20 protein-coding genes are annotated in these 23,611 nt (G+C 62.8%); 15 read left to right on the top strand and 5 right to left on the bottom strand.

All coding sequences use genetic code 11. The features are described 5' to 3' along the window. The first annotated feature begins 24 nt into the window (after window positions 1–24). The 3 genes from NYP18_RS00505 (at window position 25) to NYP18_RS00515 (ending at window position 2,047) form a co-directional block, all read left to right on the top strand. Window positions 25–765 carry an HpcH/HpaI aldolase family protein gene (locus NYP18_RS00505; RefSeq protein WP_259426164.1) on the top strand — a complete coding sequence of 247 codons (741 nt, stop codon included), beginning with the start codon at window positions 25–27 and terminating at the stop codon, window positions 763–765. Between the two features lie 158 nt (window positions 766–923). After that, entirely contained in the window at window positions 924–1,604 is a 681-nt protein-coding gene (locus NYP18_RS00510; RefSeq protein WP_259426166.1) for a GntR family transcriptional regulator, read from the top strand. After that, the gene (locus NYP18_RS00515; protein WP_259426168.1) at window positions 1,601–2,047 is read left to right on the top strand and encodes an HtaA domain-containing protein; all 447 of its coding nucleotides are present in this window, start codon (window positions 1,601–1,603) and stop codon (window positions 2,045–2,047) included. Before NYP18_RS00510 ends, NYP18_RS00515 begins: the two co-directional genes overlap by 4 nt. Before the next feature lie 45 nt (window positions 2,048–2,092). On the opposite strand, the gene NYP18_RS15490 is transcribed toward NYP18_RS00515, so the two are convergent. After that, the gene (locus NYP18_RS15490) at window positions 2,093–3,706 is read right to left on the bottom strand and encodes a GMC family oxidoreductase (RefSeq protein WP_259426170.1); all 1,614 of its coding nucleotides are present in this window, start codon (window positions 3,704–3,706) and stop codon (window positions 2,093–2,095) included. A gap of 99 nt (window positions 3,707–3,805) precedes the next feature. On the opposite strand from NYP18_RS15490, the gene NYP18_RS00525 reads away from it, so the two are divergent. From NYP18_RS00525 to NYP18_RS00535, 3 genes are all read left to right on the top strand, one after another. Then, entirely contained in the window at window positions 3,806–4,462 is a 657-nt protein-coding gene (locus tag NYP18_RS00525) for a TetR/AcrR family transcriptional regulator (protein WP_259426172.1), read from the top strand. Window positions 4,463–4,611: 149 nt separating this feature from the next. Then, the gene (locus NYP18_RS00530) at window positions 4,612–6,099 is read left to right on the top strand and encodes an aldehyde dehydrogenase family protein (RefSeq protein ID WP_259426173.1); all 1,488 of its coding nucleotides are present in this window, start codon (window positions 4,612–4,614) and stop codon (window positions 6,097–6,099) included. An 85-nt stretch (window positions 6,100–6,184) separates the two neighbouring features. Further along, window positions 6,185–7,603 (top strand): MFS transporter, encoded by a 1,419-nt coding sequence (locus NYP18_RS00535; RefSeq protein WP_259426174.1) that lies wholly within the window; start codon window positions 6,185–6,187, stop codon window positions 7,601–7,603. Between the two features lie 44 nt (window positions 7,604–7,647). Here NYP18_RS00535 and NYP18_RS00540 read toward each other — a convergent pair whose 3' ends face one another. Next, entirely contained in the window at window positions 7,648–8,964 is a 1,317-nt protein-coding gene (locus NYP18_RS00540; protein WP_259426179.1) for a cytochrome P450, read from the bottom strand. 270 nt (window positions 8,965–9,234) lie between these two features. On the opposite strand from NYP18_RS00540, the gene NYP18_RS00545 reads away from it, so the two are divergent. The 8 genes from NYP18_RS00545 to NYP18_RS00580 all read left to right on the top strand — a co-directional run bounded on the left by NYP18_RS00545 (window position 9,235) and on the right by NYP18_RS00580 (window position 18,686). Beyond that, on the top strand, window positions 9,235–10,464 hold the full coding sequence (locus NYP18_RS00545; protein ID WP_259426180.1) for a C4-dicarboxylate TRAP transporter substrate-binding protein: 1,230 nt from the start codon (window positions 9,235–9,237) through the stop codon (window positions 10,462–10,464). 150 nt (window positions 10,465–10,614) lie between these two features. Next, the gene (locus tag NYP18_RS00550; protein ID WP_259426182.1) at window positions 10,615–11,103 is read left to right on the top strand and encodes a TRAP transporter small permease subunit; all 489 of its coding nucleotides are present in this window, start codon (window positions 10,615–10,617) and stop codon (window positions 11,101–11,103) included. Beyond that, entirely contained in the window at window positions 11,030–12,610 is a 1,581-nt protein-coding gene (locus NYP18_RS00555; protein WP_259426183.1) for a TRAP transporter large permease, read from the top strand. The genes NYP18_RS00550 and NYP18_RS00555 overlap by 74 nt, the downstream gene beginning before the upstream one ends. Window positions 12,611–12,622: 12 nt before the next feature. Then, window positions 12,623–13,123, top strand: a complete 501-nt coding sequence (locus NYP18_RS00560; protein ID WP_259426184.1) for an HtaA domain-containing protein — start codon at window positions 12,623–12,625, stop codon at window positions 13,121–13,123. A 132-nt stretch (window positions 13,124–13,255) separates the two neighbouring features. Beyond that, window positions 13,256–14,707 carry an aldehyde dehydrogenase gene (locus NYP18_RS00565; protein ID WP_259426186.1) on the top strand — a complete coding sequence of 484 codons (1,452 nt, stop codon included), beginning with the start codon at window positions 13,256–13,258 and terminating at the stop codon, window positions 14,705–14,707. 31 nt (window positions 14,708–14,738) lie between these two features. After that, entirely contained in the window at window positions 14,739–15,827 is a 1,089-nt protein-coding gene (locus NYP18_RS00570; protein ID WP_259426187.1) for a zinc-binding dehydrogenase, read from the top strand. Window positions 15,828–15,891: 64 nt separating this feature from the next. Then, window positions 15,892–16,788, top strand: coding sequence for a hypothetical protein (locus tag NYP18_RS00575; protein WP_259426189.1), 897 nt, complete (start codon window positions 15,892–15,894; stop codon window positions 16,786–16,788). A 152-nt stretch (window positions 16,789–16,940) separates the two neighbouring features. After that, a complete protein-coding gene (locus tag NYP18_RS00580) occupies window positions 16,941–18,686 on the top strand; it encodes an RNA/DNA-binding domain-containing protein (RefSeq protein WP_259426191.1) in 1,746 nt (581 codons plus the stop codon). 110 nt (window positions 18,687–18,796) lie between these two features. Here the strand turns inward: NYP18_RS00580 and NYP18_RS00585 are convergent, their stop codons facing one another. Together NYP18_RS00585 and NYP18_RS00590 are read right to left on the bottom strand one after the other, a co-directional pair. After that, window positions 18,797–20,380 carry a hydantoinase B/oxoprolinase family protein gene (locus NYP18_RS00585; protein WP_259426193.1) on the bottom strand — a complete coding sequence of 528 codons (1,584 nt, stop codon included), beginning with the start codon at window positions 20,378–20,380 and terminating at the stop codon, window positions 18,797–18,799. Beyond that, a complete protein-coding gene (locus NYP18_RS00590) occupies window positions 20,380–22,410 on the bottom strand; it encodes a hydantoinase/oxoprolinase family protein (protein ID WP_259426194.1) in 2,031 nt (676 codons plus the stop codon). The genes NYP18_RS00585 and NYP18_RS00590 overlap by 1 nt, the downstream gene beginning before the upstream one ends. 94 nt (window positions 22,411–22,504) lie before the next feature. Between NYP18_RS00590 and NYP18_RS00595 the strand changes: the two genes are divergently transcribed. Next, the gene (locus NYP18_RS00595) at window positions 22,505–23,209 is read left to right on the top strand and encodes an alpha/beta fold hydrolase (protein WP_259426195.1); all 705 of its coding nucleotides are present in this window, start codon (window positions 22,505–22,507) and stop codon (window positions 23,207–23,209) included. Here NYP18_RS00595 and NYP18_RS00600 read toward each other — a convergent pair. Beyond that, window positions 23,194–23,604, bottom strand: coding sequence for a cupin domain-containing protein (locus NYP18_RS00600; protein WP_259426196.1), 411 nt, complete (start codon window positions 23,602–23,604; stop codon window positions 23,194–23,196). The genes NYP18_RS00595 and NYP18_RS00600 overlap by 16 nt on opposite strands. Window positions 23,605–23,611 lie beyond the last annotated feature (7 nt).

The raw sequence follows: 23,611 nt of genomic DNA on the forward strand, positions 1-23,611 counted from the left end.
CGTGCAGGAACCACCTCCAGAGGCGTGAATATCCAGACCAACAGTCCGGAGATCGTGGAGATGGTCGGGTATGCCGGCTTCGACCATGTCATGATCGACTGGGAGCACGGTTCTTTCGGCACCGATGCCGTGGTTGGGATGATCCGGGCGGCACAGTTAGCCGAAGTCACCCCGATTATCCGCATTCCCTCCGACGACCACGTGTGGATCAAGCGGGTCCTTGATGCAGGAGCTCTCGGAGTGGTGGTTCCCCATATCTCCAGCCGCGAGCAGGCGGAAGCTGCGGTCCATGCCGCCCGTTACCGTACGGAAGGCACATACGGTGCCCGTGGCGCCTGTCCGAGTGTGCGCGCCGCCAACCACATGGCCTCGGACTGGCGGGAATTCGCCCACCGGTCCAATGAGAATATTTTCGTGGCTCTGGCCATCGAAAGCCCGGAAGGTGTGGCAGCCCTGGAGGAGATCCTCGAGGTCCCCGGTATCGACGCCGTCTTCCTGGGAACTTTTGATCTGGCACATGACATGGGCTTCTACGGTGACAACAGCGCTCCTGAGGTCGTGGAGCAGATCGATCGGATCATTGCCGTTGCCAAACGGGCCGGCGTTCCGCTCTTCGCTACTCTTTACCGGGGGCGCACGGCGGAGGAAGTGGCTGAGGAATTCGAGCGATGGCGTGCCTTGGGTGCCCAGGTCTTCAACTCCATCAGCGACCGTCGTCTGGTCCTGCAGGGGTTGGAGGATCGCCTGAGACAAATACCCGGGTAACGTGCTGGCTCCAAAGCTTCTCGCAGGCTTAATAATTGCCCTGGCACGGACTATTGTTGATCTGTAGAACACAATTTCCGTTGTATGAACCATTATTTCGGCAAGGGGCCTTGTTCACAGATCGAGTATCAAACGACTAGAGGAAGCGCAGGACGGATATGATCGTCGGCAAATTACAGACGGTTTCAGTGGTGGATGCCCTGCAGGAGCATCTCCGTGACTATATTTTCAGCGGCAGAATTGCGGCGGGGGAGAGAATCAAGGAATCCCCCATGGCCAAACAGTTGGAAGTATCCCGCCACACCCTGCGCGCGGCCCTCTCCCGTCTGGAGAATGTCGGTCTGCTCGAATACCGGGAGAACCACGGTTGGTCAGTGCCTGAGTTCGATCAGGAGGAGTACGCCGATATTCTTCTGCTTCGCGAGTCGCTGGAAAAGACCGCTTATAAGGTGGCGGTGGAAAGGGGCGCGAAGCCGGATGAGCGTGTCTACGAGGTACTGGGCCGGATCAAGGGCATGACCCAGGAAACCCCCTGGGCCGAGCGCATCGATGCAGATGCCGCCCTCCACCAGGCGCTCGTGGATCTCGCGGGAAGTCCCCGACTCAGTCGCGCATTCTCCGACATGATGGATGAGTTCCGGCTTTGCCGCATGCAGTCGTTGGCCTGGCTGGAGCAGTTGCCGGTTGACCGCTGGATTGAATTTCACGAGGAGCTCATCGAAGGGCTGAGTTCCGATGACCCGGACGTGGAGGCCATCGCCGGCAACCACTTCGTCGCGGATCCCTGGAACGCTCCACGTGCCGACGTCACGCACGACAGGGAGGCAGTGTCGTCATGACAGCTGATCTTTCCTGGGGCATCAAACGCAGTTTCCTCGGCTATTTGGAGAGCCTGCCCGACTGTTTGATCACTACTGAAGGCGGAGCCGACCGGGATGAGGCAAGCGGTGCTTTCCGCTTCCAGTATGCACGGAAAACGGAACTTGACGGGGGTGGTCACCGTCTGGAATTCAACGGGGACGTCCGGATCAGGGCACATGGCGGCATGCTGCTGGTGATCTTCATGAATCCCTGGCTGAGCTTCACCGGGAGTCGGGTGGAGCTCAGCGTTGTGGACCTGATGCACTGGCCGGACACCTCCCGGCGGGAGATTCTGGGCATCTCGGAGAACACTGATGGCACTGAATTCCCCTTGAACTTGGCGGAATCTGCGCTGGAGACCTTCAACGGTGTCTATCCGGCGGGTGAACCGCTCGACCCGGCGATCTTGGTCCACGTCTAGAAACACAAAAACGCTCCTCCATCCGGAGGAGCGTTTTTCGTGCACCTATTTGGAACGCAGGATGAAGTCTGCCCCACGCTCGGCGATCATGAGCACACCGGCATGGATATTCGCGGTCAGTTCGCCCGGCATGACGGAGGCATCGACCACACGCAGGCCGGTGATGCCGTGAACACGCAGCTGCGGATCGACCACGGACAACGGATCGGTTCCCATACGGGCGGTGCCGGCATAATGGAACGCCGTGTCCCCCGTCTCCTTGATGTAGTCCAGGAGTGCCTCATCGGAGGCGTCGGCCTCCGGCCCGGGGGCGATCTCCTTGACGTCGTATTCTGCGGGCATCGCCGCAGCGATCTTCCCCGCGATACGCATACCCGCAAGGAGCACCTGACGATCCTCTTCCTCGGAGAGATGGTTGAAGGTGTAGCTGGCACTGGCCAGGGGATCAGCTGAGGTGATGCGGGCGTGGCCCCGGCTCTTCGGACGACCCTGGTACATTCCCAGGCGGAAGCCGGAGAACTTCGCCAGGTCCCAACCCTTGTCGCCGGGCATGAAGGGCAGGAAGTGCAGCTGGAGGTCCACGTCGTCGGAAAGCTCACTGGCCTGAAGGTAGGAGCCGGCCAGCGAGGCACCGATGGTGAGCGGCCCGTTACGGTCGCCGGCGAAGTAGCGGATGCCGTTGAGAGCCTGTTGAATCGGGGTGCGCATCACCTTGTTGAAGGTGTACCTGGAGTTGGTGGTGTATTTGCGGCCCACCTGGAAGTGGTCCATGAGGTTTTCGCCGACCCCTGGTAGGTCGTGGATGACCTCGATGCCGTGCTCCTTGAGCAGTGCGGCCGGGCCGACTCCGGAGAGCTGGAGCAACTTCGGGGTCAGCAGGGCGCCAGAGCTCAGAATGACCTCCTTGGCTGCGGTGACCTGCAGCTCCTCGGAGCCGTGGCGGTAGGTGACACCGGTGGCGCGCTTTCCCTCGAAATTGATCTTGGTCACCGTGGACTCGGTGAGGACGGTCAGGTTGGAACGCTTGCGCGCCTCCTTGAGGAAGGTCTGGGAGGTGGAGGAACGCATGCCTCGGTGGGTGGCCAGGTCCCAGTAGCCGGAGCCGGCGGGCTCGCCGGAGTTGAAGTCGACATTTTTTCCGGTGCCCAGGGTCTTCGCTGCGGTGTCGATGTAGGCGTCAGCGAGCGGGTTCTTCCAGCGGGCCCTTTCCACACTGATCGGGCCGTCGGCACCGTGCAGTGAGGTGTTGCCGCGGTGGTCGGATTCATACCTGCGGTGGAAGGGGAGGTTCTCCTCCCAGCTCCAACCCTCCGCGCCGGCCTGCACCCAGGCGTCGTAGTCGCTTTTGATGCCGCGAACGTGGACCAGACCGTTGATGGCGCTGGATCCGCCGACGAGTCGGCCGTAGGGGAGGGCATACTGGCGGCCGTTGATGGCCTCCTCCGGCTCGGTCTGGTGGTCCCAGGAGGTGTATTTCTTGTTGAAGATGATCTTGGCGAAGCCGAGGGGGATGCGGGACCAGAGGCTCTTATCGTCGGGCCCGGCCTCAATGAGGAGGACCTGGTTGTGTGGGTCCTCGGAGAGCCGGGAAGCGACTACAGCGCCTGCCGAACCTGCGCCGACCACGATGTAGTCGAACTGGCGGGGGAGATGGGTCACGTGATCTACCTTTCAATGAACGTCAACTGTGGTTCTGTGTCACAGTTTCCACCACTAATGAACACCTGTCAATTAGTTGTTTCCAATTAAGCTGTCCCCATGGAAAAACAGCCTGTCAATGCCGGCCTGGTGGGGCGCCGCGAAACCCTCCGGGAATCCTCTGATGTGCGCGCTGTCCGTACCCGGGGCCAGATTTCGGAAGCGTTGGAAAGGCTCACGGCCCGCGGGGCGGAGATCACTGTCAGCTCCATCGTTCGGGAGGCCGGTATCAGTCGCGGTACTTTCTATACCCATTACTCCGGCCTGGAGGGGCTGGCGGTGGAGCTCCAGGCTGAGGTGGTCCATCTTCTCGCCGGGCTGGAGCGCACTCAGGCACATCTTGATCCTGAGGAGCGGGTCCGCTCGCGCCGGGACAGCATCGCCGAGGCTCTCGGTGGGGTGGTGGAGCACTACGCGAGGTACCGGTCTTTCTATGCTGCAGTGTTCTCCATGCCGGTCTCCCAGGCGAATGCCCGGCTGCGCGTTGAAGCGCTGGCCGCGGAGCTGCAGGAGCACATGTCCATCGATGCAGTGGTGCCGGAGGGGGTGAATATCCGACTGGCTGCGCTCTTTATTGCCGGCGGATGGACGACCGTCATCACGGACTGGGTGCTGGGCAATGTGGAGGCTACCGAGGGGGATGTGGCCCGACATATGGTCATGCTGGTTCCGGAGTGGCTGTACCGCTTGCGGGTAAATGCGGACCTGGAAGGGTGACAAAAGGTGTCATGAGCTCCTCAGATGCGAAAAAGTGAGCTGAGGCACTTGCGGAGTGTGGAAATTTAATAGACACTTGTCGATAAAGAAGTGTGACACAGTTCCACTTTTCTTCTTCCGCAATTGAACCAGACACGAAAGGCCTGAGCATGGCCCCGTTTTTCGATCCCAATCGCATCAAGGACTACGGCCTCTACATCAACGGTGAATGGCTCCCCACCGCAGACCGGGAGTTGATTGAGGTGGACAACCCGGCCACCGAGGAAATCATCGCCCGCGTGGTGGAGGCGACGGAATCGGACGTGGCGGCAGCGGTCAGCGCTGCACGTACCTCGCACGATGATGGCCGCTGGTCAATGCTCCCTCCCAGAGAACGGCAGAAGGTTCTGATCCGTTTCGCGGAGATCATGGATGAACGCAAGGCTGAACTCGTGAAAATCGACATCGCCGAATGTGGTTCCGTCGGCTGGTTCGCGGACGCTGGGCAGGTGGGCGGTGCTATCGCGCACCTGCGCTCCACGATTGAGGCAATGGACCGCTTCGACTGGGAGAAGTCCTCGCCGGTCCACTTCGGCAGCGGCATTGGCCAGGGGCAGATCGTCCGCGAGAGCTACGGTGTTGCTGCCCTGGTCAGTGCCTATAATTTCCCGCTGTGGCTGAATATGACCAAGCTTGCCCCGGCCCTGGCAGCTGGCTGCTCCGTGGTGCTCAAGCCGGCGTCAACCACTCCGCTTGAGGGGCTCATTCTGGCTGAAATTGGTGAGCAGGCCGGCATTCCGGCGGGGGTGATCAACGTGATCACCGGCGGCCGGGTACCCACTCAGGCCCTGACCACCCATCCCGGAGTCGATATGGTCAGTTTCACGGGTTCTGACGCCGTGGGTGCCCAGATCTATCAGCAGGCCGCGACCTCCATCAAGAAAGTGGTTCTGGAGCTCGGCGGCAAGAGCGCGAACATCGTTCTTGAGGACGCCGACCTTGACGCCGTAGCCGCTCAGGTAGTCACCCATACCATCATCCAGGCTGGTCAGGGCTGTTCATTGCTCATGCGTACCCTGGTGCACCGATCGCGCCATGATGAGCTTGTGGACAAGGTCGCCGCTGGCCTGGCTGCCGTCAAGGTGGGTGACCCGACCGCGTCGGACACTCAGATGGGTCCGCTGATTTCCGAGGCGCAGCGCCAGAAGGTTGAGGAACTCATCGCCTGCGGCGTGGAGGCTGGAGCCACCCTGGTCACGGGTGGCGGCCGACCGGAAGACCTGGACAAGGGCTTCTATATCGAACCCACCCTGTTCGCGAACGTGGACAACAGGTCCCGTATCGCCCAGGAGGAATTTTTCGGTCCGGTCAACGTCATCATCCCCTTTGACACGGATGGCGAGGCTGTCGAGATCGCCAACGACTCCATCTATGGACTCTCCGGTGGGGTGAACTCCGCTGATCCCATCCGTGCCTACAACCTTGCCCGCCGTCTACGTACCGGCGCCGTGATCCTCAACGGCGGGGGAGGCGCCTTCCCGGATATTTCCCTGCCCTTCGGTGGATACAAGGCCTCCGGCATCGGCCGGGAATATGGGGAATGGGGTATCGAGGAGTACCTGCAGACCAAGTCCATCGGCTGGGGTGCCGGCAGATAAAGCAGATGTTTTCAGAAACCTGTCCCTCACCGCTTGCTTTCAGCGGTGAGGGACAGGTTTATCTGCGGAAGCTGACAATGAGAAGGTGGTTGTGCCAGTGAAGATAAGGTTTGGTCGGAGCACTGATCCGCTGGCCGTGGGCGCCCTGGTTTTCGGCAGCCTGGTGGCTGGTCTGCTGCAGACCATCGTCCTTCAGATCCAGGATGATTTCCCTGTCCTGCTCAACGCCTCGCGCGAAGCGACCGGGTGGATCGTCACCGCCACCATTCTCACGGCCTGCGCGTTCTCTCCGGTGTCATCCCGACTGGGGGACATGTTTGGCCGCAAACACGTCATTATTCTCCTGTTGCTGATCCTCGCCGGTGGGTCCGTCATATCCGCCCTCGCCCCGAACGTGTGGATAGTCATCGTCGGACGTGCTCTTCAGGGACTGGCCATCGGTGTCATTCCACTGGCGATGTCCATCCTCAAGGACATCGTTCCGCCTGAGCAACTGGGAGGTGCCATCGCCTTGGCCTCCGGAACCCTGGGCATCGGCGCCGCCCTCGGACTGCCTGTGGGGGCGTTGGTCAATGACCACACCGGGTGGCGGGGGATCTTCTGGGTGTGCTTCCTCCTTGCTCTCCTGGGTGCGGCATGGATTCAGGTGGCGGTCCCCACTCATCAGGCCCGATCGAACGGAGACCTGGATATCTGCGGGGCCCTGGGGGTGGCTCTGAGTGTCACTGTTCTGCTCATCGGATTGTCACAGTCCCTGTCGTGGGGATGGCTGTCGGCACCAACGCTGGGCACTCTGGGAAGTGGGGCTGTGTTGTTGGGGGTCACTATCCTCCATCTTCTACGGCGGAGTCATCCCATCATTGATGTCCGGGCCTCCCTGGCGCCCCGGATCCTGTTGACGAACACCAGTGCCCTGTTGATGAATTTCTCCATGATGGGGGCCAACATCATCTTTCCCCAGCTCATGGCATTGCCTGCCGATTCGCCTGCAGGCCTCGGGGTGGACCGGATCATCTCGGGCACGGTCATGATGACAGCTGGAATCACCACGGCCGTGGCCACTCCGCTGATCGTGGTACTCAATGCGCGATTCGGCCCGAAGCGGCTCATGATCTTCGGCAGCGTCGTGGTCGGCACCTGTATGGGAATAGGTCTGGTGCTTCCGTGGAGCACCGCCCTGATCCTGGGCATCAATATCGCCCTGGGCTTCGGTTTCGGAATGTCGTTTGCCGCAATGCCCCAGATCATCATGGAATCAGTGGCCCGTGAAAACACCGCCGCTGCGAACGGGCTGAATGCACAGCTGCGATTTTTCGGTACTGCCTCAGCGTCAGCGGTGATTGCCGCGGTCTTGGCGTACTGGTCAGTCAGCCACAGTGGCGCTACCGTTCCTACGGTATCCGGCGTCAGGATTGCCCTCGCCTTGTGTGCGTTCACGGCATTCACCGCCACGGTCTTGTGCATACTGATTCCTCCCCGCCGGAGGGAAAACTCTACCCCCTGAACCTGCCGGGGCGCGTTCAGGGGGTAGGAGGGGCGTCGAGAAGCTCAGTCGAGTAGTTCGAAACGAACCGGTAGGGACTTCACACCGCCCACGAAGTTGGTCTGCAGCACCTTACGGCCCTCAAGCAGTTCGATATTGCGGATCCGGGGCAGGAGCTGCTCGAGCAGGATGCGCAGCTCGAGACGTGCCAGCGGCTGGCCCAGGCAGGAATGCGGACCAGAACCGAAGGCGATGTGGGGATTCGGTTTGCGGTCGTGTCGGAAGTTCGTGGGGTCGGGGAAGATGTCCTCATCGCGGTTGGCGGACTGGAAGAGAAGCATGAGGCGGTCGCCGGCCTTTATCTTCTGACCCCGCAGCTCGTAGTCCACGGCTGCCTGATGCACGAAGTGCTTCACCGGAGAGGCCCAGCGCAGACCCTCGTTGATTAGATTCGGGATGAGGGAGAGGTCTTCCTGAACGGCCTTGAGCTGCTCAGGATGCTTCGCCAGCTGCTCGAAGATGACGGCGGACGTGGTGGAGGTTGTGTCATGTCCTGCTCCTGAAATCGCGATGTAGTAGCCGATGCACATCTTCAAGGGGTAGAACTCCCCGTTGCTCATGCGTGCATTGGCGATCAGGCTGGCCAGGTTGTCCTCCGGCTCATTGCGGAGCTTCTCCACCAGCTTCGTGTAGTAGGCGAAGAAGTCCCGGATATTCGCCAGGTTCTGCTCGGCGGCGGCGGTGGGGGAGTCGTTCGCGATTCCTGCGCGGCGGGACTCGGGATCGTTGACGCCGAAGCGCTCGTGGGCGAGTTTCATGATGTGGGGCTCGTCCTCCTCGGGCACACCGAAGAGGGTCATCACCACGTGCAGCGGGTAGAACCAGGCGAAATCCTTTGAGAAATCGACTTCATTGGTGCCTGGCTGAAGGTGGCGGTCGATAACCTTGTCCGCGAGTTCGCGGATCCGGTCGTTCCACTTCTTCAGTTCCACCGGACGGAACCAACCCTGTGCGATGTCCCGCACCATCGTGTGCTCCGGCGGATCCATCATCTGCAGGGACTCCAGGGGACGGAGAGTGCCGTGGGTCTGCAGAATGTACTCGTCACCGGCCCGGGTGTTGAGGATCGGATTGTGCGTACCGGGCTTGTCCGGGCCACCGCCGTTGGGGAAGAGCTCGGGCTGACGCTCGATTTCGAGAATGTCGGCATGCTTGGTCACTAGCCACAGCGGGTCATAACCCTCAACCTCGACTTGGGCCAGCGGTGCGTTGGCGCGGAGCCACTCGTATGCCTGGAACAGTGCGGCTTCATCGAGATGACCGGTGGGGAGAACGATCTGCTCGGCAATCTCCTGGGGGACAAGGGTCTGAGTTGCGGTCACAACTTCTCCTTCAGATTCTGGGTTGATTTTCGGTGGTGGTGGGGATTCGCAGATGAAGTCGGTCATTTGTTCTCCGGCTCGCAGGCCCGCAGTGAGGGGCTCAGCATCCGCCCGGTGGAAAACTTTTGGATTTCTATTGAACAGCCATCGGCGTGTGTGTAGTGTCACATCTTACATGACACAGTTACACTGTGACACAGTTCGTCAGATTTTGGAATCTTTCTCCCCACAATTTCTGCCCCTGAGATCGAAATGAGGACTCCTATGAGAGTGAAAGAAATTCGCCGGCCCGCGCGTAAGGCCGCCCGCTACGTGATCGCCACCCTTGCTGTCGCAGGTACTTTCGCTGTCGCGGCCTGCGGGGGCGGCTCCTCTGCATCAAACGGAGATGCAGCCCCCGGTGGAGCTGAAGGCATCGAGGAGCTCACCCTCTCGTACAGTGACCTCACCTCAGCGACTTCGCCTGCGGGTGAAGCGGTCCAGGAGTGGATTGATGCTCTGGATGAGGATTCCGGTGGCAATGTCGTGGTTGAGCCCTACTGGTCGAGCTCCCTGCTCACCAGCGATGACGCGCTCTCAGGCACGGGATCAGGCATCTCCGACATCACCTACACCGTGGTCACCTACCAGCCGCAGGCTCTGCCCGTGGCCAACTGGCTCAACGAGCAGGGTTCCCTGCCGGTGGATTCCTACCCCCACAACCAGCTGCAGACTGTGGGCGTGATGAATGAGATGTTCAACACCGAGGACATGGCCGCGGAATTTGAGGTCCAGGGCGTGAAGTTCCTGGCCTCCACCAGCGTGGCCGGCAAGTATGACCTGCTCTGCAGCAAGGAACTCACTGACCAGACCGATCTCAGCGGTCTCCGCGTCCGGGCGCCGGGGCCCGTCTGGGCTGCAGAGGCTGAGGCACTCGGGATGACGGTGGTCAATGTCGCGCAGGGGGAGACCTATGAGGCTCTGCAGCGCGGACTCATTGACTGCCAGATCGGCGCGCCCTTCATGTACGAGGATTACGGCCTGAACGAGGTTGCCAAGCACTATTACCCCGCCGGTTTCTCCGCGAACATGGGACTCGTCCTGCTGATGAATCTGGACAGGTGGGAGTCCCTCTCCCCGGAGACCCAGACTTTCCTCCAGGACAGCATGCAGAAGTATGCGACCGGTCGCACCCAGGCCGACATCAACTCCCAGATGGCCTTCTTTGACCGCCGTGAAGAACTCGGCATCACCACCCACGATGTCACCGAGATGAATGCAGTCCTCGCGGAGTTCCAGGAATCGCAGCGCGAAACCTGGCTGGACCGTGCGCCTGCCGGTGTCTCCGATCCTGCGGATACCGGTGAGGTGCTCACTGCTGCCATTGAGTCCTGGGGCGAGACCGTGACGGAGGATGTGGACCTCGCCGAGCCCGGCGAGGTGGCCTCAGAGTCCATCGAGGACTTCCCGGCCTGGCAGGCGCGTCTGGATGAGGTCTTCGCCGGCCGCACCCAGGACTAAGGGTCAACAGCCACCTAATTCCCGACCGGGAAGGAAACATCCATGCTGCAAGTCCGACCACAAAGTCGCTCACCTCTGAGTATCATCCCCAAACTAGCCGGTGGGGGGAGCTCCGCACTGCTCGCCATTTCGGGCGTCGCACTGGCGATCATGGTTCTGCTCGTCTCCTATGACGTGCTCATGCGCAACCTCTTCGGCTCCGCGATGACGGGCGTGGCCGAGTATGTCTCTGAATGGCTCATGCCTGCGACCGTTCTGTTCGCCCTGGCTTACACGGAACACAAGAATGAACATATCCGCGTGACCATCATTGAGGACTCCCTCAAGGGCGGACCACAGAAAGCACTGCGTGTCATGGGACAGCTGACATCTGTTGCTGTGGCCCTGGTCCTCACCTGGGCCTCCTTTCAGCTGGCTGTCGACTCATTCACCATCCGCGAGACTGTCCCCATGGGCACCGCACTTCTGACGGTGTGGCCGATCAAGGTAGCCGTATTCGCGGGTTGGCTCTGGCTCTCGGTCCAGACCATCGCAAATCTCATTGCTGTCTTTCTCCCGGCCGCAGATGCGCAAACGCATCCGCGCACTGATGGCGGCAACCTCGCCGAACACGGAAATGAAGGTGGTTCCGGTGCTTAGTACTGCCGAAAAAACCGAAGTTGCAACAACCTCGCCTGCTGCTGCCCCCGCTGCGCCGGGAAAGAGTTCTCAAATCGGATCCTGGGCCTGGGTGATCGCCCTGTTCGGGGGTGGCCTGCTCATCGCCGCATACCTGCTGCTCGGTGACCCCGATCGCGTGGTTGTGGGAGCCCTCACCGTTGTGCTCATGCTGATCCTCATGCTCGGTGGCATCCATATCGGTCTGGCCATGGTGGGGGCTGGAGGGCTTGGACTTTATTCCCTGGGCGGTGCACCTGCTCTGACGACGACCCTGGAACAGGGAACCTTCGACCCTGCCGCCACCTGGCAGCTCTCGGTCATCCCGACGTTCATTCTCATGGGTACCGCGCTGTGGAAATCAGGCCTGACCAGTCGCGCATTCGAGGCAGCGAAGATGTGGCTGGGTAATGTTCCCGGTGGTCTTGCGCTGACCACCACCATCTCCGGTGCGGGTCTGGCTGCCTCCTCGGGTTCCACGATCGCACTCACCCACGCGCTCGGCCGAGTCGCCATTCCGGAGATGCTTCGCGCGGGCTACAAGCCGGGGTTCGCGATCGGCTCCACAGCAATGGCCGGTACGCTCGGTCAGCTGATCCCGCCGAGCGTCCTTCTCGTGGTCTACGCCGGTGCTGCACAGACTTCCGTGGGCAGCCAGCTGATGGCAGGTATCATTCCGGGTCTCATCCTGGCTCTGGCATTCTGTCTCTATATTCTGGCCGTTGGCATCACCCGCCCGGCAACGGCACCGCGTACCCGGCAGTACTTCACTCTCCGTCAGAAGATGAAGGGCCTGGTGAAGGTCATTCCGTTGGCGGTCGTGGCTTTCGTCGTCATCGGCGGCATTGCTTCCGGTCTGTTTACCCCCACTGAATCGGCCGCCATCGGATCCGTGGTGGCTCTGGTGCTGGGATGGTTCACCCGTAATGACGGTTCCAATGGACTCAAGGACTTTTTTGCGTACGTGAAGGGCGTCCTGGTGGTCGCCACTGTCGCCTCTGCGGGCATCTTCCTGCTGCTCATCGGAGTGCATATCCTGACCCGTGTGGTCACGTTGAGTCGCCTCGCGAATAGCCTGACCGACATGATCCTAGACATTGGCCTCAATGCCACGGGTTTCCTGCTGATCCTGGTGCTCCTGTACCTGCTTCTGGGCATGTTCATGGACACCATGGCCATCATTCTGCTCACTGTCCCGATCCTGGCGGCACCCCTCATGGCCCTCGGGGTCGACATGATCTGGTTCGGCATCTTCCTGGTGATCATGGTGGAGATCGGGATGGTGACCCCGCCCCTGGGTGTGCTGAGCTTTGTCATCCACAGAATCGCGCAGGACCGGGAGGTCAACCACGGTCAGCCGATCTCGTTGACCACCACTTTCCTCGGCGTTATGCCTTTCGTCGGGGTGGCACTTGGGATTGCTGTCCTGATCATCTTCGTTCCTGACCTGGTCACCTGGCTGCCCGGGCAGCTGTCGGTGAGTAACTGAGAGGAGTAACCCATGACACCCGAGACGCAACTCAAGGAGACCGAAATCAACTATGCATCCCTGGAATGGGGAATCAAGGAATCCTTCCGGAGCTATTTCGAACGTCTGCCGGATCACTCCTACAATTTCACCGCAGGCGCCCGCAGGTGCAGTGACGGGCAGATTGAATTCACGGCAGATGACCGGCCCGGCAACGATGCGGACACTCTCGCCTTCAAGGGATCGGTGCACCTCACCGGCCATCATGGCGCTCTGTCCGTCAGAATTACGAGCCCGCACGTGAGTTTCCGGCCTGATGGCACAGCAGATCTCTCTGCCGAGGTGGATGAGGTGGATGGCCAGCCGGTGCGCATGGTCATCGCCAATCTGACCCGCGAGAACCCGGGTGAGGTCCGTCAACCGAATCTGACTTTCCGGGCCGAACTAGCCGAGGAGGGGCAATACCTGTTCATGGGCAATTACTACGCCGGTGACGCCCTGGATCCGGTCAGCATCTGGTTCGTCGCCTCCTAGGCAGTCTGGCGAGGAGCCCCGGTCAATCAGGGGCGCAGGTGGGGTCGGCGCTGCCGACCCCACCTATTGCGCTCCAAAATTTATGTTGCACAGTTCAACACTAAGAGATGTATTTTCAAGGAGAAATTCACGATGACCATCGAATACGACCATTTGTTCATTGGGGGAGAATGGCGGGCTCCCTCGTCAAGGGACCGCATTGAGGTCCACTCCACGGCCACCGAAGACTACATAGGTAGTGTGCCGGAGGGGAAGAACAAGGATATCGACCGTGCCGTGGAAGCGGCCCGACTGGCTTTCGATGATCCGGAGGGGTGGTCCACCCGGTCACCCGAAGAGCGTGCCGAAATCCTGCGCCGTTTCGCGGACGAAATTGAGGCCCGCGGTGAGGAGATCGCGAATCGGGTCACCGTCCAGAACGGCATGCCTGTCTCTCTCTCCCAGAAGTGGGAGACCACCAACCCCGCCCAGCTCCTGCGGTTCTATGCGGACATGGTCACGGAACAGGAGGAGGAGATCCGGCCCGGTGTGAAGGGGAAGCAGGTCCTGGTCACCCGTTCCCCCATCGGAGTGGTGGGGGCGATCGTGCCGTGGAATGTGCCCCAGAGCATCACCTTCCTCAAGCTGGCGCCGGCCCTTGCCGCGGGCTGTACCGTTGTACTGAAGCCCTCCCCTGAGACTGTCCTCGATGCCTTCCTGGTTGCCGAGGCCGCCGTGGCTGCTGGACTACCAGGTGGCGTCCTCAACATCGTCCCCGCCGGCGGACCGGTCAGTTCCCACCTGGTCAGCCACCCCGGCGTCGACAAGATCTCTTTCACGGGTTCCCCCGAGGTGGGGCGCCTCATCGGCGAGACCTGTGGACGCATGCTGCGGCCTGTCACCCTTGAACTGGGCGGTAAATCCGCGGCAATTCTGCTCGATGACTTCGACCTGGCGGGCAACATCGATCAGCTCTATCAGGCGTCGATGACCAACAATGGCCAGGTGTGCTGGTTGTCCACCAGGATCCTGGTCCCGGACTCACGTTATGACGAGATGGTCAAGCTGATCACCGAGAAGATCAGCAACCTGAGGGTCGGTGATCCTTTCGACCCCGCCACCGAGATCGGCCCCCTGGTCAGTGAACGCCACCGTGAGCGCGTGGAGGACCTGATTCGGCAGTCCGCGGAAGAGGGCGCACGCATCACCACCGGTGGCGGCCGCCCTGCCGGGCAGGACAAGGGATGGTTCCTGGAGCCGACGGTGTTCGCGGATGTTGACCGCAAGGACACAGCAGCGCAGAAGGAGTTCTTCGGTCCGGTCCTCTCCATCATCAGGTACACCGATGAACAGGATGCCATCGACATCGCGAACGATTCGGAGTTCGGTCTCGCGGGCAGCGTCTGGAGCGCGGACTTTGCGCGTGCGGTGGGCGTCGCAAAGCAGGTGGAGACCGGGACCATCGGGATCAACGGATACGCGACAGACCCCTCCTCCCCGTTCGGTGGCGTGAAGGCGAGTGGGCTGGGACGCGAACTGGGGCCTGAGGGCCTGGCGCACTACCAGGTGCTCAAGTCCGTGTACCTGCTCCAGCCCAATGCCTGACGGTGAAGAATCAAACAGAAAGCAGAAGTCGATGAAAGCAGCAGTCGTTCCCTCCGCCGGTGCCGGTTTCGAGATCGTGGATATCCAGATCGCCGCACCCCAGGCCAAGGAGGTGCTCATTGATATCAAGGCCGTGGGCCTCTGCCACTCGGATCACACCCTGGCCAACGCAGAACTGGGGTTTCCTTTCCCGGCCGTCTTCGGTCACGAGATCTCCGGCGTGGTCAGGGAAGTCGGGGAGGAGGTGACCAGCCTCCGCGTGGGTGATCCCGTCGTGGCGGCCCTGGTCCGTTACTGCGGAGAGTGCGAGCGTTGCTTGTCGGGCCAGTCCTATTACTGCCGTAACGTGGATTTCACTCTGCGCGAAGGGGACGAGTCGCCGCGTCTCTCGGTAGGCGGGCAGGGACTCACCCAGGCCTTCGGCCTCGGCGGCTTCGCGGAGCAGGCCCTGGTTCACGAGAATCAGCTGGCGAAGATTCCCGAGGGAATTCCCTTTGAGAATGCTGCACTTCTCGGATGCGGAGTGATCACCGGTGCGGGCGCCGTCCTCAACACCGCCAAGGTGAGACGCGGCGAGACCATCGCCGTCATCGGCGCCGGTGGGGTGGGCCTCAACGCCATCAGTGCGGCGGTCATCGCTGGTGCCTCCCGAATCGTGGCCATTGACATCTCGGATGACAAGCTGGAGAAGGCACGGGATTTCGGTGCCACCGACACCATCAACTCACTGACCACTGACCCGGTGCGGGAGATCCGGAAGATCATCCCCGAAGGCATCGATCACGTCTTTGATTTCGTGGGTTCCGAGCGGGTGGCTCAGCAGGGCCTGGACATGCTCTCCTACGGTGGTGCCCTCTACCTGGTGGGTATCGGCGGAGCTGACGTGACCATCACCATCAACGCGATGAAGTTCATGCGCAACCGCAATCGGCTGGAGAGTGTCTACATGGGCAGCGCCAACCTCCGGGTGGACATCCCGTTCTTCGCTTCTCTGGAGGCCCGGGGTCTGTTGCGGCTGGACGAACTGATCTCCGAGACCATCGCGCTCGAGGACATCAACGATGGCTACCGCCGACTGAAGGAAGGGTCGGTGTCGCGGCTGGTGGTGGTCAACCACTGACCGGCGCCCGCACCCACCGGTACCCTCGGGGCCACCACACCGTCATCCGACAGGGAGCCCCGCCATGACCTACCTTCTCGCCCTCGCCCGGGATCTGGACCGCATTGAGTTGATTGATGTCCCCACCGGGAACCGGCAGGTCATCATCACGGAGACGGGTCGACACCCGGACGGGGTGGTCTGCGACGGCCGCACCATTTTCTGGACCACTATGGGGGAGCGCACCTCGCTGAGCCCCAGCGGGGAGGCGGTCTACGCCAACGTGGACGGCGGGGTCCATGCCATCGACATCAACGGACTCAACCGGCGCGATATCGTAGCCCCAGGTGGGACGACCACCGGCAAGCAGCTGGCGCTGGACAGTGCGGGCAACCTCTACTGGGGAAACCGCGAGGGTTTCTCGCTGGCCACCGCCCGGAAAGATGGTTCCGGTCTGCGGGATCTCATCCGGCGCGACGGCTCCGGAGCGGAAAGCGACTGGATCGTCGGTCTGGCGCTCGACGAGGCCAACGGCCACATGTACTGGAGCCAGAAAGGCTCCTTCGCGGGTGGCGACGGGAGGATCTTCCGCGCCGGCCTGGAGATCCCCGAAGGTGAGACCGCAGACAGCCGCAGTGACATCGAGTTGCTCTGGGACAACCTGCCCGCCCCCATCGACCTCGAGCTTATCGACGCCCACCTGCTCTGGACCGACCGCGGCTCCGGCTCGCATCCCGGCGGCAACTCCCTCAACCGAGCGGTGATCCCGCCGGTAGGGGAGCGGGGTGAGACCCCGGAGATCCTGGCGGACGGTTTTGAGGAGGCGATCGGGCTGAGCGTCGATAAGAAGGCCCGCGTCGCCTACGTCGCGGATCTCTCCGGCAAGATCTGGGCGGTCCCGGACCCTGCCCATTCGAAGCAGGGCAAGCGGCTCGTGGTGGATCTCGGTTTCCCGGTCACCGGCCTCAACCTGGTGGGGTAATTACTTCCGGGTTCATGATGAAACAACTCGAAACAACTATGAAAAACTACCCTGAGCTGGCATTTTAATGCTTTCTGGTGTACTTTTCTAGGAATAGTTGTTTGAGAGTTGTTTCAAACAACTTCGTAATTACTCCGGGGTACAGTGGGGGCATGTCCACCCCCATGTGCCCCAACGGTCATGTTCTTCCGCAGGAAATCGTTTCCGCCCTCACTGCCATCCGGGAGGGCTCCATCGCTGATGCCCAGGAGTCAGAGACCCTGGATTTCAAGGAAGACCCTGCACGTTCGGCTAAAGCCACTGGGCGGAATCAGGACGCCGGGTTGGTGGAGTTCCTTCTGGATGAGTGCGTCTGCCTGGCCAACGGGGAGGGAGGTGATGCGCATATTCTTCTCGGTGTCGCAGATAAAATCCCTGGTCCAGCAGCCTTCACCGGTACCGACCGTGAGCCAGCCTGGCTGGTGGAGAAGGTCTTCAACGGGACGAAGCCGAATCTCAGGGTGGAGGCGGAAATCGTCTCTTATGAAGGGGCCAGGTTGGTCTGGATCAGAATTCCCACGGCGCTTACCGTCTACGAACGGACCAGGGGGCAGGCGACCCGTCGTGTGGGTACTTCCTGCGTACCGCTCACCGATGCAGAACGTCGGGCCCTGATAGCCACCCGGGCGAATCCTGATTTCACGGCTGCGGTGGCGGAGTCGGAAATCGATGATCTGGATCCTCTTGCTGTTGCCGAGGCCCGATCCCGGCTGGCAGTGCGTCGATCCGTGACCGGTCAGACGGATCCGGTCCCGCAGACCACGAACGGTTTGTTGGAGGAGCTGGGTCTGCTCACCAAAAATAAGGAGCTGACCGTAGCGGCAGAAATCCTGTTGATGCCAATGCCGCCTGGACGTTTAAGCGTCCGACACCTTTTGCGCACGGTGCCCGCCGGGGACCCCCGCGTCCAGGAAATCTCTTCTCCGCTGATTCTTGCGTTCCGGGAGATCCTCGACAGAATCTCAGACAGCGCATCGCAGGAAATCGATCGTGTGGATCTGGGCGGCGGGCAGGAGGTGCCGCTGCCTGCTTTTCCGTCAAGAGCCGTTGATGAAGCGGTGGCGAATGCTCTTATCCACCGTGACTGGAATATGACAGCTCCGGTGGTAGTGGATCAGTCTCCCAGGATTCTCATGGTGTGGTCTCCCGGCCCTCTGCCTTATGGGGTGACCGAGGAGAATCTCTTGACCACGGTCTCGCATCCCCGGAATCACAAACTTATGGCGGCGATGCGGATGATGGGTCTGGCGGAAGAATCCTCCCGAGGTTTTGACCGGATGTGGGTGTCGATGCTGGCGACTGGCCGACGGGCTCCCGAAGTGGAGATCACACAGTCGTCGGTGCAGGTGACCCTGTCCGCGGGGCGGCCGGACAAGGACTTTGTCCTCGGTGTTCATCGGTTGACGGATATGCACGGTGCAGAAGTTGTGCAGTCGGTTTTTACCTTGATCGTGCTCCGGCACCTCTTTGATCATCCCCTCATCACGTTGCGGGAGGTGGCATCGCAGACTCAGCAGGGAGAACTTTCTGTTCGTGAGGGCATGGACTGGTTGGGGGATATGGGCCTGGTCCAGCCGGTGAGTGATTCTGCGCAGGAATGGGTCCTCACCGACCAGTCCCGCAGACTCCTGGGCCAGGACGATGAGGGCACAGTCGCCGCTGTGAGTATCCAGGAATGGTTGGAGGCGAAGCTGAACTCAGGAGCCGGCGTTCTCGCGAGGGATGCGGCGGAGGAACTCGGTGTCGACCGGGCGGAGATCACCGCAATTCTCCGGCATCTGCGTACGCTCGGGCGAGCGAAGATCGACCCGGAAGGTCCACAGCGTGGTCCCTCCACCCGGTGGATGGCCGGGCGCTGAAGGGGAGCTCAAAACAACTCGAAACAACTATGCGGAGCTGGCCTTTTAATGCTTTCTGGCACACTTTCCCACAAATAGTTGTTTGAGAGTTGTTTTAAACAATTCCGCAATCACTCCGCCTTCCCGTAGCCGCCCCCACCCGCAGTCCGGATCGACACAGCCTCTCCCGCCTGGAGGTCCACCCGGCTCAGCGACGGTAGCGGCGATGAGCCCTCCGCCCTGTGCACCTCCACCAGCGCCGGGGTGCCGTCCTCCCCACCATCGAGTCCCCAGGGGGTCGTGGTCACGCGCGACGTTCCGGGGACGACGATGGCCTTGCCGTGGGTGAGCTGCAGGCGCCGGTAGAGGCCGTCGCCGCCTCGGGTTTTTCCGTCACCGCCGGTGCCCCGGGCGATTTCATAGGCGTCGACACGCAGAGGGTATTCGCGTTCGATGACCTCGCAGGGGGTGTTGCGGGTGTTGGTCATGTGGGTGTGGGTGGCGGAGGCCCCGGCGCTGTCTGGGTAGGCGCCCTGGCCGCCGCCGTAGGTTTCCACATAGGAGTAGTAGCGGCCGGTGCGCGGGTCGACGCCGCCGACGGTGACCATGCTCATGCTGCCGCTGGAGGCCGCCGGGACCAGCCCCTCGGTGAAGACCTCGAAGGCACCGAGAATGGCGTCGACGATGCGTTGGGCGGTCTGGATGTTGCCGTGCGCGACCGGCGCGGGGAACTCGGCGTGCACCAGGCTGCCCGGCCGGGTGATCACGCGGATCGGGGCCATGAGTCCCGCGTTGGAGGGCAGGGTCGGGTCGGCGAGCATCTTCACCACGTAGGCGGCGCAGGCCCGGGTGACGGCGTAGGAGCAGTTCACGGCGCCGCGGACCTGCCCGGAGCTGGCGCTGAGGTCGATGGTGATCTCCCCGCCGGCGACGGTGACCGTGGCGGTGACGGGGATCTGTTCCTCGTCGACGCCGTTGTGCTCGAGGTGGTCGGTGAAGGTGCCGGTGCCGTCGGGAAGCTCGGTGATGGCGGCGCGGGTGCGGCGTTCGGCGTAGGTGATCAGGGCGCGGGCGGAACGGGCGAAACCGTCCACGCCCCATTCCTCGACAAGTTCCAGGATGCGGCGTTCACCGAGGCGGTTGGCGGCGACCTGGGCCATGAGGTCGCCGCGGGTCTTGTCGGCGGTGCGGATGTTCATCAGCAGCAGGGAGAGGAGCTCGCGCTGCAGTTCACCTTCCGCGAAGAGCCGGACCGGGGGAACGCGCACGCCCTCCTGGTAGATCTCCGTGGCATGCGTGGCCATGGAGCCGGGGGTGATGCCGCCGACGTCGACGTGGTGGGCCATGGTCGCCACCAGCGCGATGATCTCATCGCCGACGAAGACCGGGGTGATCACGCACATGTCCGGCAGGTGCGAACCACCCAGGTAGGGGTTGTTCGTCATCAGGACATCACCCGGACGGAGGTTCTCCGCCCCGTATTCGGTGATGACGTTGGCGATGAGCGTGGGCATCAGCCCCAGGTGCAGCGGGATGTGCTCGGCCTGGGAGATCAGTTCGCCGTCGGGGCCGTAGATGCCGGCGGAGCAGTCGCGGCGGTCCTTGATATTGGGGGAGTACGAGGTGCGGATCAGCGCCATGCCGACCTCCTCGGCTATCGACGCCAGGCGGTTGCGCGCGATCTCGATCTCCACGGCGTTGAGCTCGGTGGTCATCAGGCTTCTCCGGTCGGGGTCAGGTGCAGGAATCCGTATTCGTCGCAGCGGCACTGCTGGTCGGGGCGGATATAGGTGGTGGTGTCGAACTGGTCGAGGATCGCCGGGCCGGCCAGTACGTGGCCGGCGGGAAGAGCAGTGCGGTCGTAGACGGGTGTGTCCACCCACGCGCCCCCGATATAGACGGGACGCCGGATCTTCGGCACTGCGCTGCTCTGACCAGCACCGAGCTGTTCCTGCGGCACCACCGGCTGGCCGATGGTCGCCACGAGGCGGAGGACGATGATCTCCATCTCCGCGTCCGGGTCGCGGAAGCCGTAGCGCTCCTCGTGCGCCTGGTCGAGGACCTCACGTTGGGCCGCCCAGTCGGTGGCCCAGGGCACGGTGAGCTCATAGCTCTGGCCGGTGTAGCGGGCGTCGACAAGCAGGGCGGCCCCGAAATCGGTGGTGCCCATCTCCTCGGCGGCGCGCTCCCGCAGATCCCGGAAGGCCTCTTCGAAGCCGGCGAAACCGGTGGCCGCATCCGCCTGGACCGGCGCGGCGAAATCGTGGCGGACCGGGGCGTCGAGCATGCCCACGGCCGAGGCGATGCCCGGTAGCGGCGGGATGACGGCGGATTCCATGCCCAGCTCATGGACCAGATCCGCCCCGTGGAGGGGGCCGGCGCCGCCGAAGGCCATGAGGTGGCAGGAGCGGACGTCGATGCCGCGTTCCACGCTCACCCGGCGGATGCCACGCGCCATGGTCGCGGCGATGACACGCAGGATGCCCTCGGCGCATTCCTCCGGACCCAGGCCCAGCTCAGCACCGAATTCCGTCATGCGGGAATATGCGGCTTTCCGGTCGAGGGTGAAGCGCCCGCCGAGCAGCCCGGTACCCAGACGGCCGAGCACGAGGTGGGCATCGGTGACCGTCAGGTCCGCACCACCCCGGCCGTAGGCGATGGGTCCGGGTTCCGCCCCGGCGCTGTGCGGGCCGACGCGCAGGCCACCGCCGGAATCCCGCCAGGCGATGGAACCGCCGCCGGCACCGATGGTGTGGACGTCCACGCTGGGCAGGCGCAGCGGCATGGAGTCGATCTCCCCGGCGGTGGTCTCATCGGGTTCCCCGGCGCGGATGAGCGCGATGTCGGTGCTGGTGCCGCCGATGTCGAAGCTGACGACTTTGTCCAGGCCCAGGTGGCGGGCCCAGTTCGCGGCGCCGACCACCCCGCCGGCCAGGCCAGAGAGGACGGTGCGGGCGCTGTGGGTGCTGGCGGTCGCGGGGTTGAGCAGCCCGCCGTTGGACTGCATGACCCACAGCCGGGAGGGTACGCCGATCTCCGTGACACTCTCGACGAGTCGGCCCATGTAGCCGGCCATTTTCGGTTGGACGTAGGCGTTGACCGCGGCGGTGGAGGTGCGGTCGTATTCGCGCATCTCCGAGGTGATGGATGTCGCGGCGGTGATCAGCGGCGCAGCACCGAGCTCGCGCAGACGGGCCACGGCGAGCTGTTCGTGGGTGTCGTTGCGGTAGGCGTTGAGGAAGGAGACGACGAGGGCGTCGAGCTGCATTTCTCGCAGGGCGGGAACCAGGGCGTCGAGGTCCCCGGGCTGCAGCGGCGTGAGCACCTGGCCGAAGGCGTCCATCCGCTCGTCGATCTCCACGATGCGTTCCTCCGGGATCAGCGGTGGTACGCGGTGGACGCGGTTGTCGTAGAGCGAGGGGCGGGCCTGGTGGCCGATGGCGAGCACGTCGCGGAAACCGCGGGTGGTCAGCAGGCCGATGCGTGCGCCGTCGCGGGTGAGGACGGTGTTGGTGGCCACGGTCGTGCCGTGCACGAGACGGGTGATGTCGGCGGCCGTACCACCCTGCTGTTCCAGGGCGCCGGTGATACCGGTGATGACGGCGTCATCAGGTGCGGCGGGTGTCGAGGGCACCTTCCAGACGCTCAGGCTGCCGTCCGCCCGGCGGACACCGATGTCGGTGAAGGTGCCGCCGGTGTCCACCGCAACCTGCAGTTCCTCGCGGTGGTTGTCGTGGGTGTGCACGTGGGATTCACTCCTTGAGATTTGTGGTCCCCTCCACTCTCCCGCACCTGCGACCTTCCGCGCAGCTTATCCGCGCCCGCGTTATCGTTGCCGCATGAACCTCGAGCGTCGGCCGATCCTGTTCATCGGCGGCAGCGGATTGTCCGGCTGGATCTGGGAGGACGTGCGCGCCCGGCTGGGTGCGCATCCCGGGGACGGTGTCACCGCCCGGCCTGCCACCGGCACCCGCGCCAGCCTGCGCGATTATGCGGCGGCGGCCCTCGACTCCGCCCCGGGCGGAGAGTTCACGGTGGTGGCGCATTCCTCCGGTGGGGTGATCGCCGCAGAGCTCGCCCGCCGGGCCCCGGAGCGGGTGGCCGCGCTTCTGGCCGTCAGTGCTGTCATCCCCGCCCCGGGCCGCTCCTTCATTGAGACGCTGCCCGCCCCCAACCGGTGGCTCCTCGGTCTCGTGATGAGCCTGACCAGCACCCGCCCGCCCGCATCCTCGATCCGCCGGGGCCTGGCCTACGGTTTGAACGAGGAACTCGCCGGGCGGATCATCAGCGGTTTCGTCCCCGAATCCCGACATCTCTACCGGGACCGGGTCGGTGCCGGAACGTGGGCTGGTCGGTGCGGCTATGTGCTGACCACCCGGGACCGGGAACTTCCCTTCGCGGTCCAACGGAAGTCGGCGCAGACCCTCGGCGCGGAATGGACCCGGGAAATAGCCACCGGTCATCTGCCGATGCTCGAGGACCCGCGGGCGCTCACCGCAGCCATCACCGATTTCCTGGCGGAAGAGGATCAGACCCGCCGGTAACCGGCCAGGCTGTCATCGGCGACGTCCGGGAGGTTGACCACGAGGTTGTCCGGGGTGCGCGCGGTCATCCACACCAGTTCCTCGGTGGTGCTCATGTTCGCCTCCACGTGGGGGAGATGCGGTGGCACGAAGACCCAGTCGCCTTCCTTCATGTCGACGTACTCGGAGTAGTTCTCCCCGAAGTAGATGCGGCCGTGGCCCTTGATCACCCGCCCGCCGGTCTCGCATTCGGCGTGGTGGTGGGGCAGGGAGCGGTGGCCGGGGGCGTTGCGGACCTCGCCGAACCAGATCTTCGTGGCGCCCGTGTTCTGCGGGCTGACACCGGAGACGCGGATGCAGTCGCCGGACTGGGTGGTGTTGGTGTCCTCGGTACCCGAGGGGGTGACCTTGATCATGGGGGAT

The organism is Corynebacterium lemuris (assembly GCF_024919295.1).
GTDB lineage: Bacteria > Actinomycetota > Actinomycetes > Mycobacteriales > Mycobacteriaceae > Corynebacterium > Corynebacterium lemuris.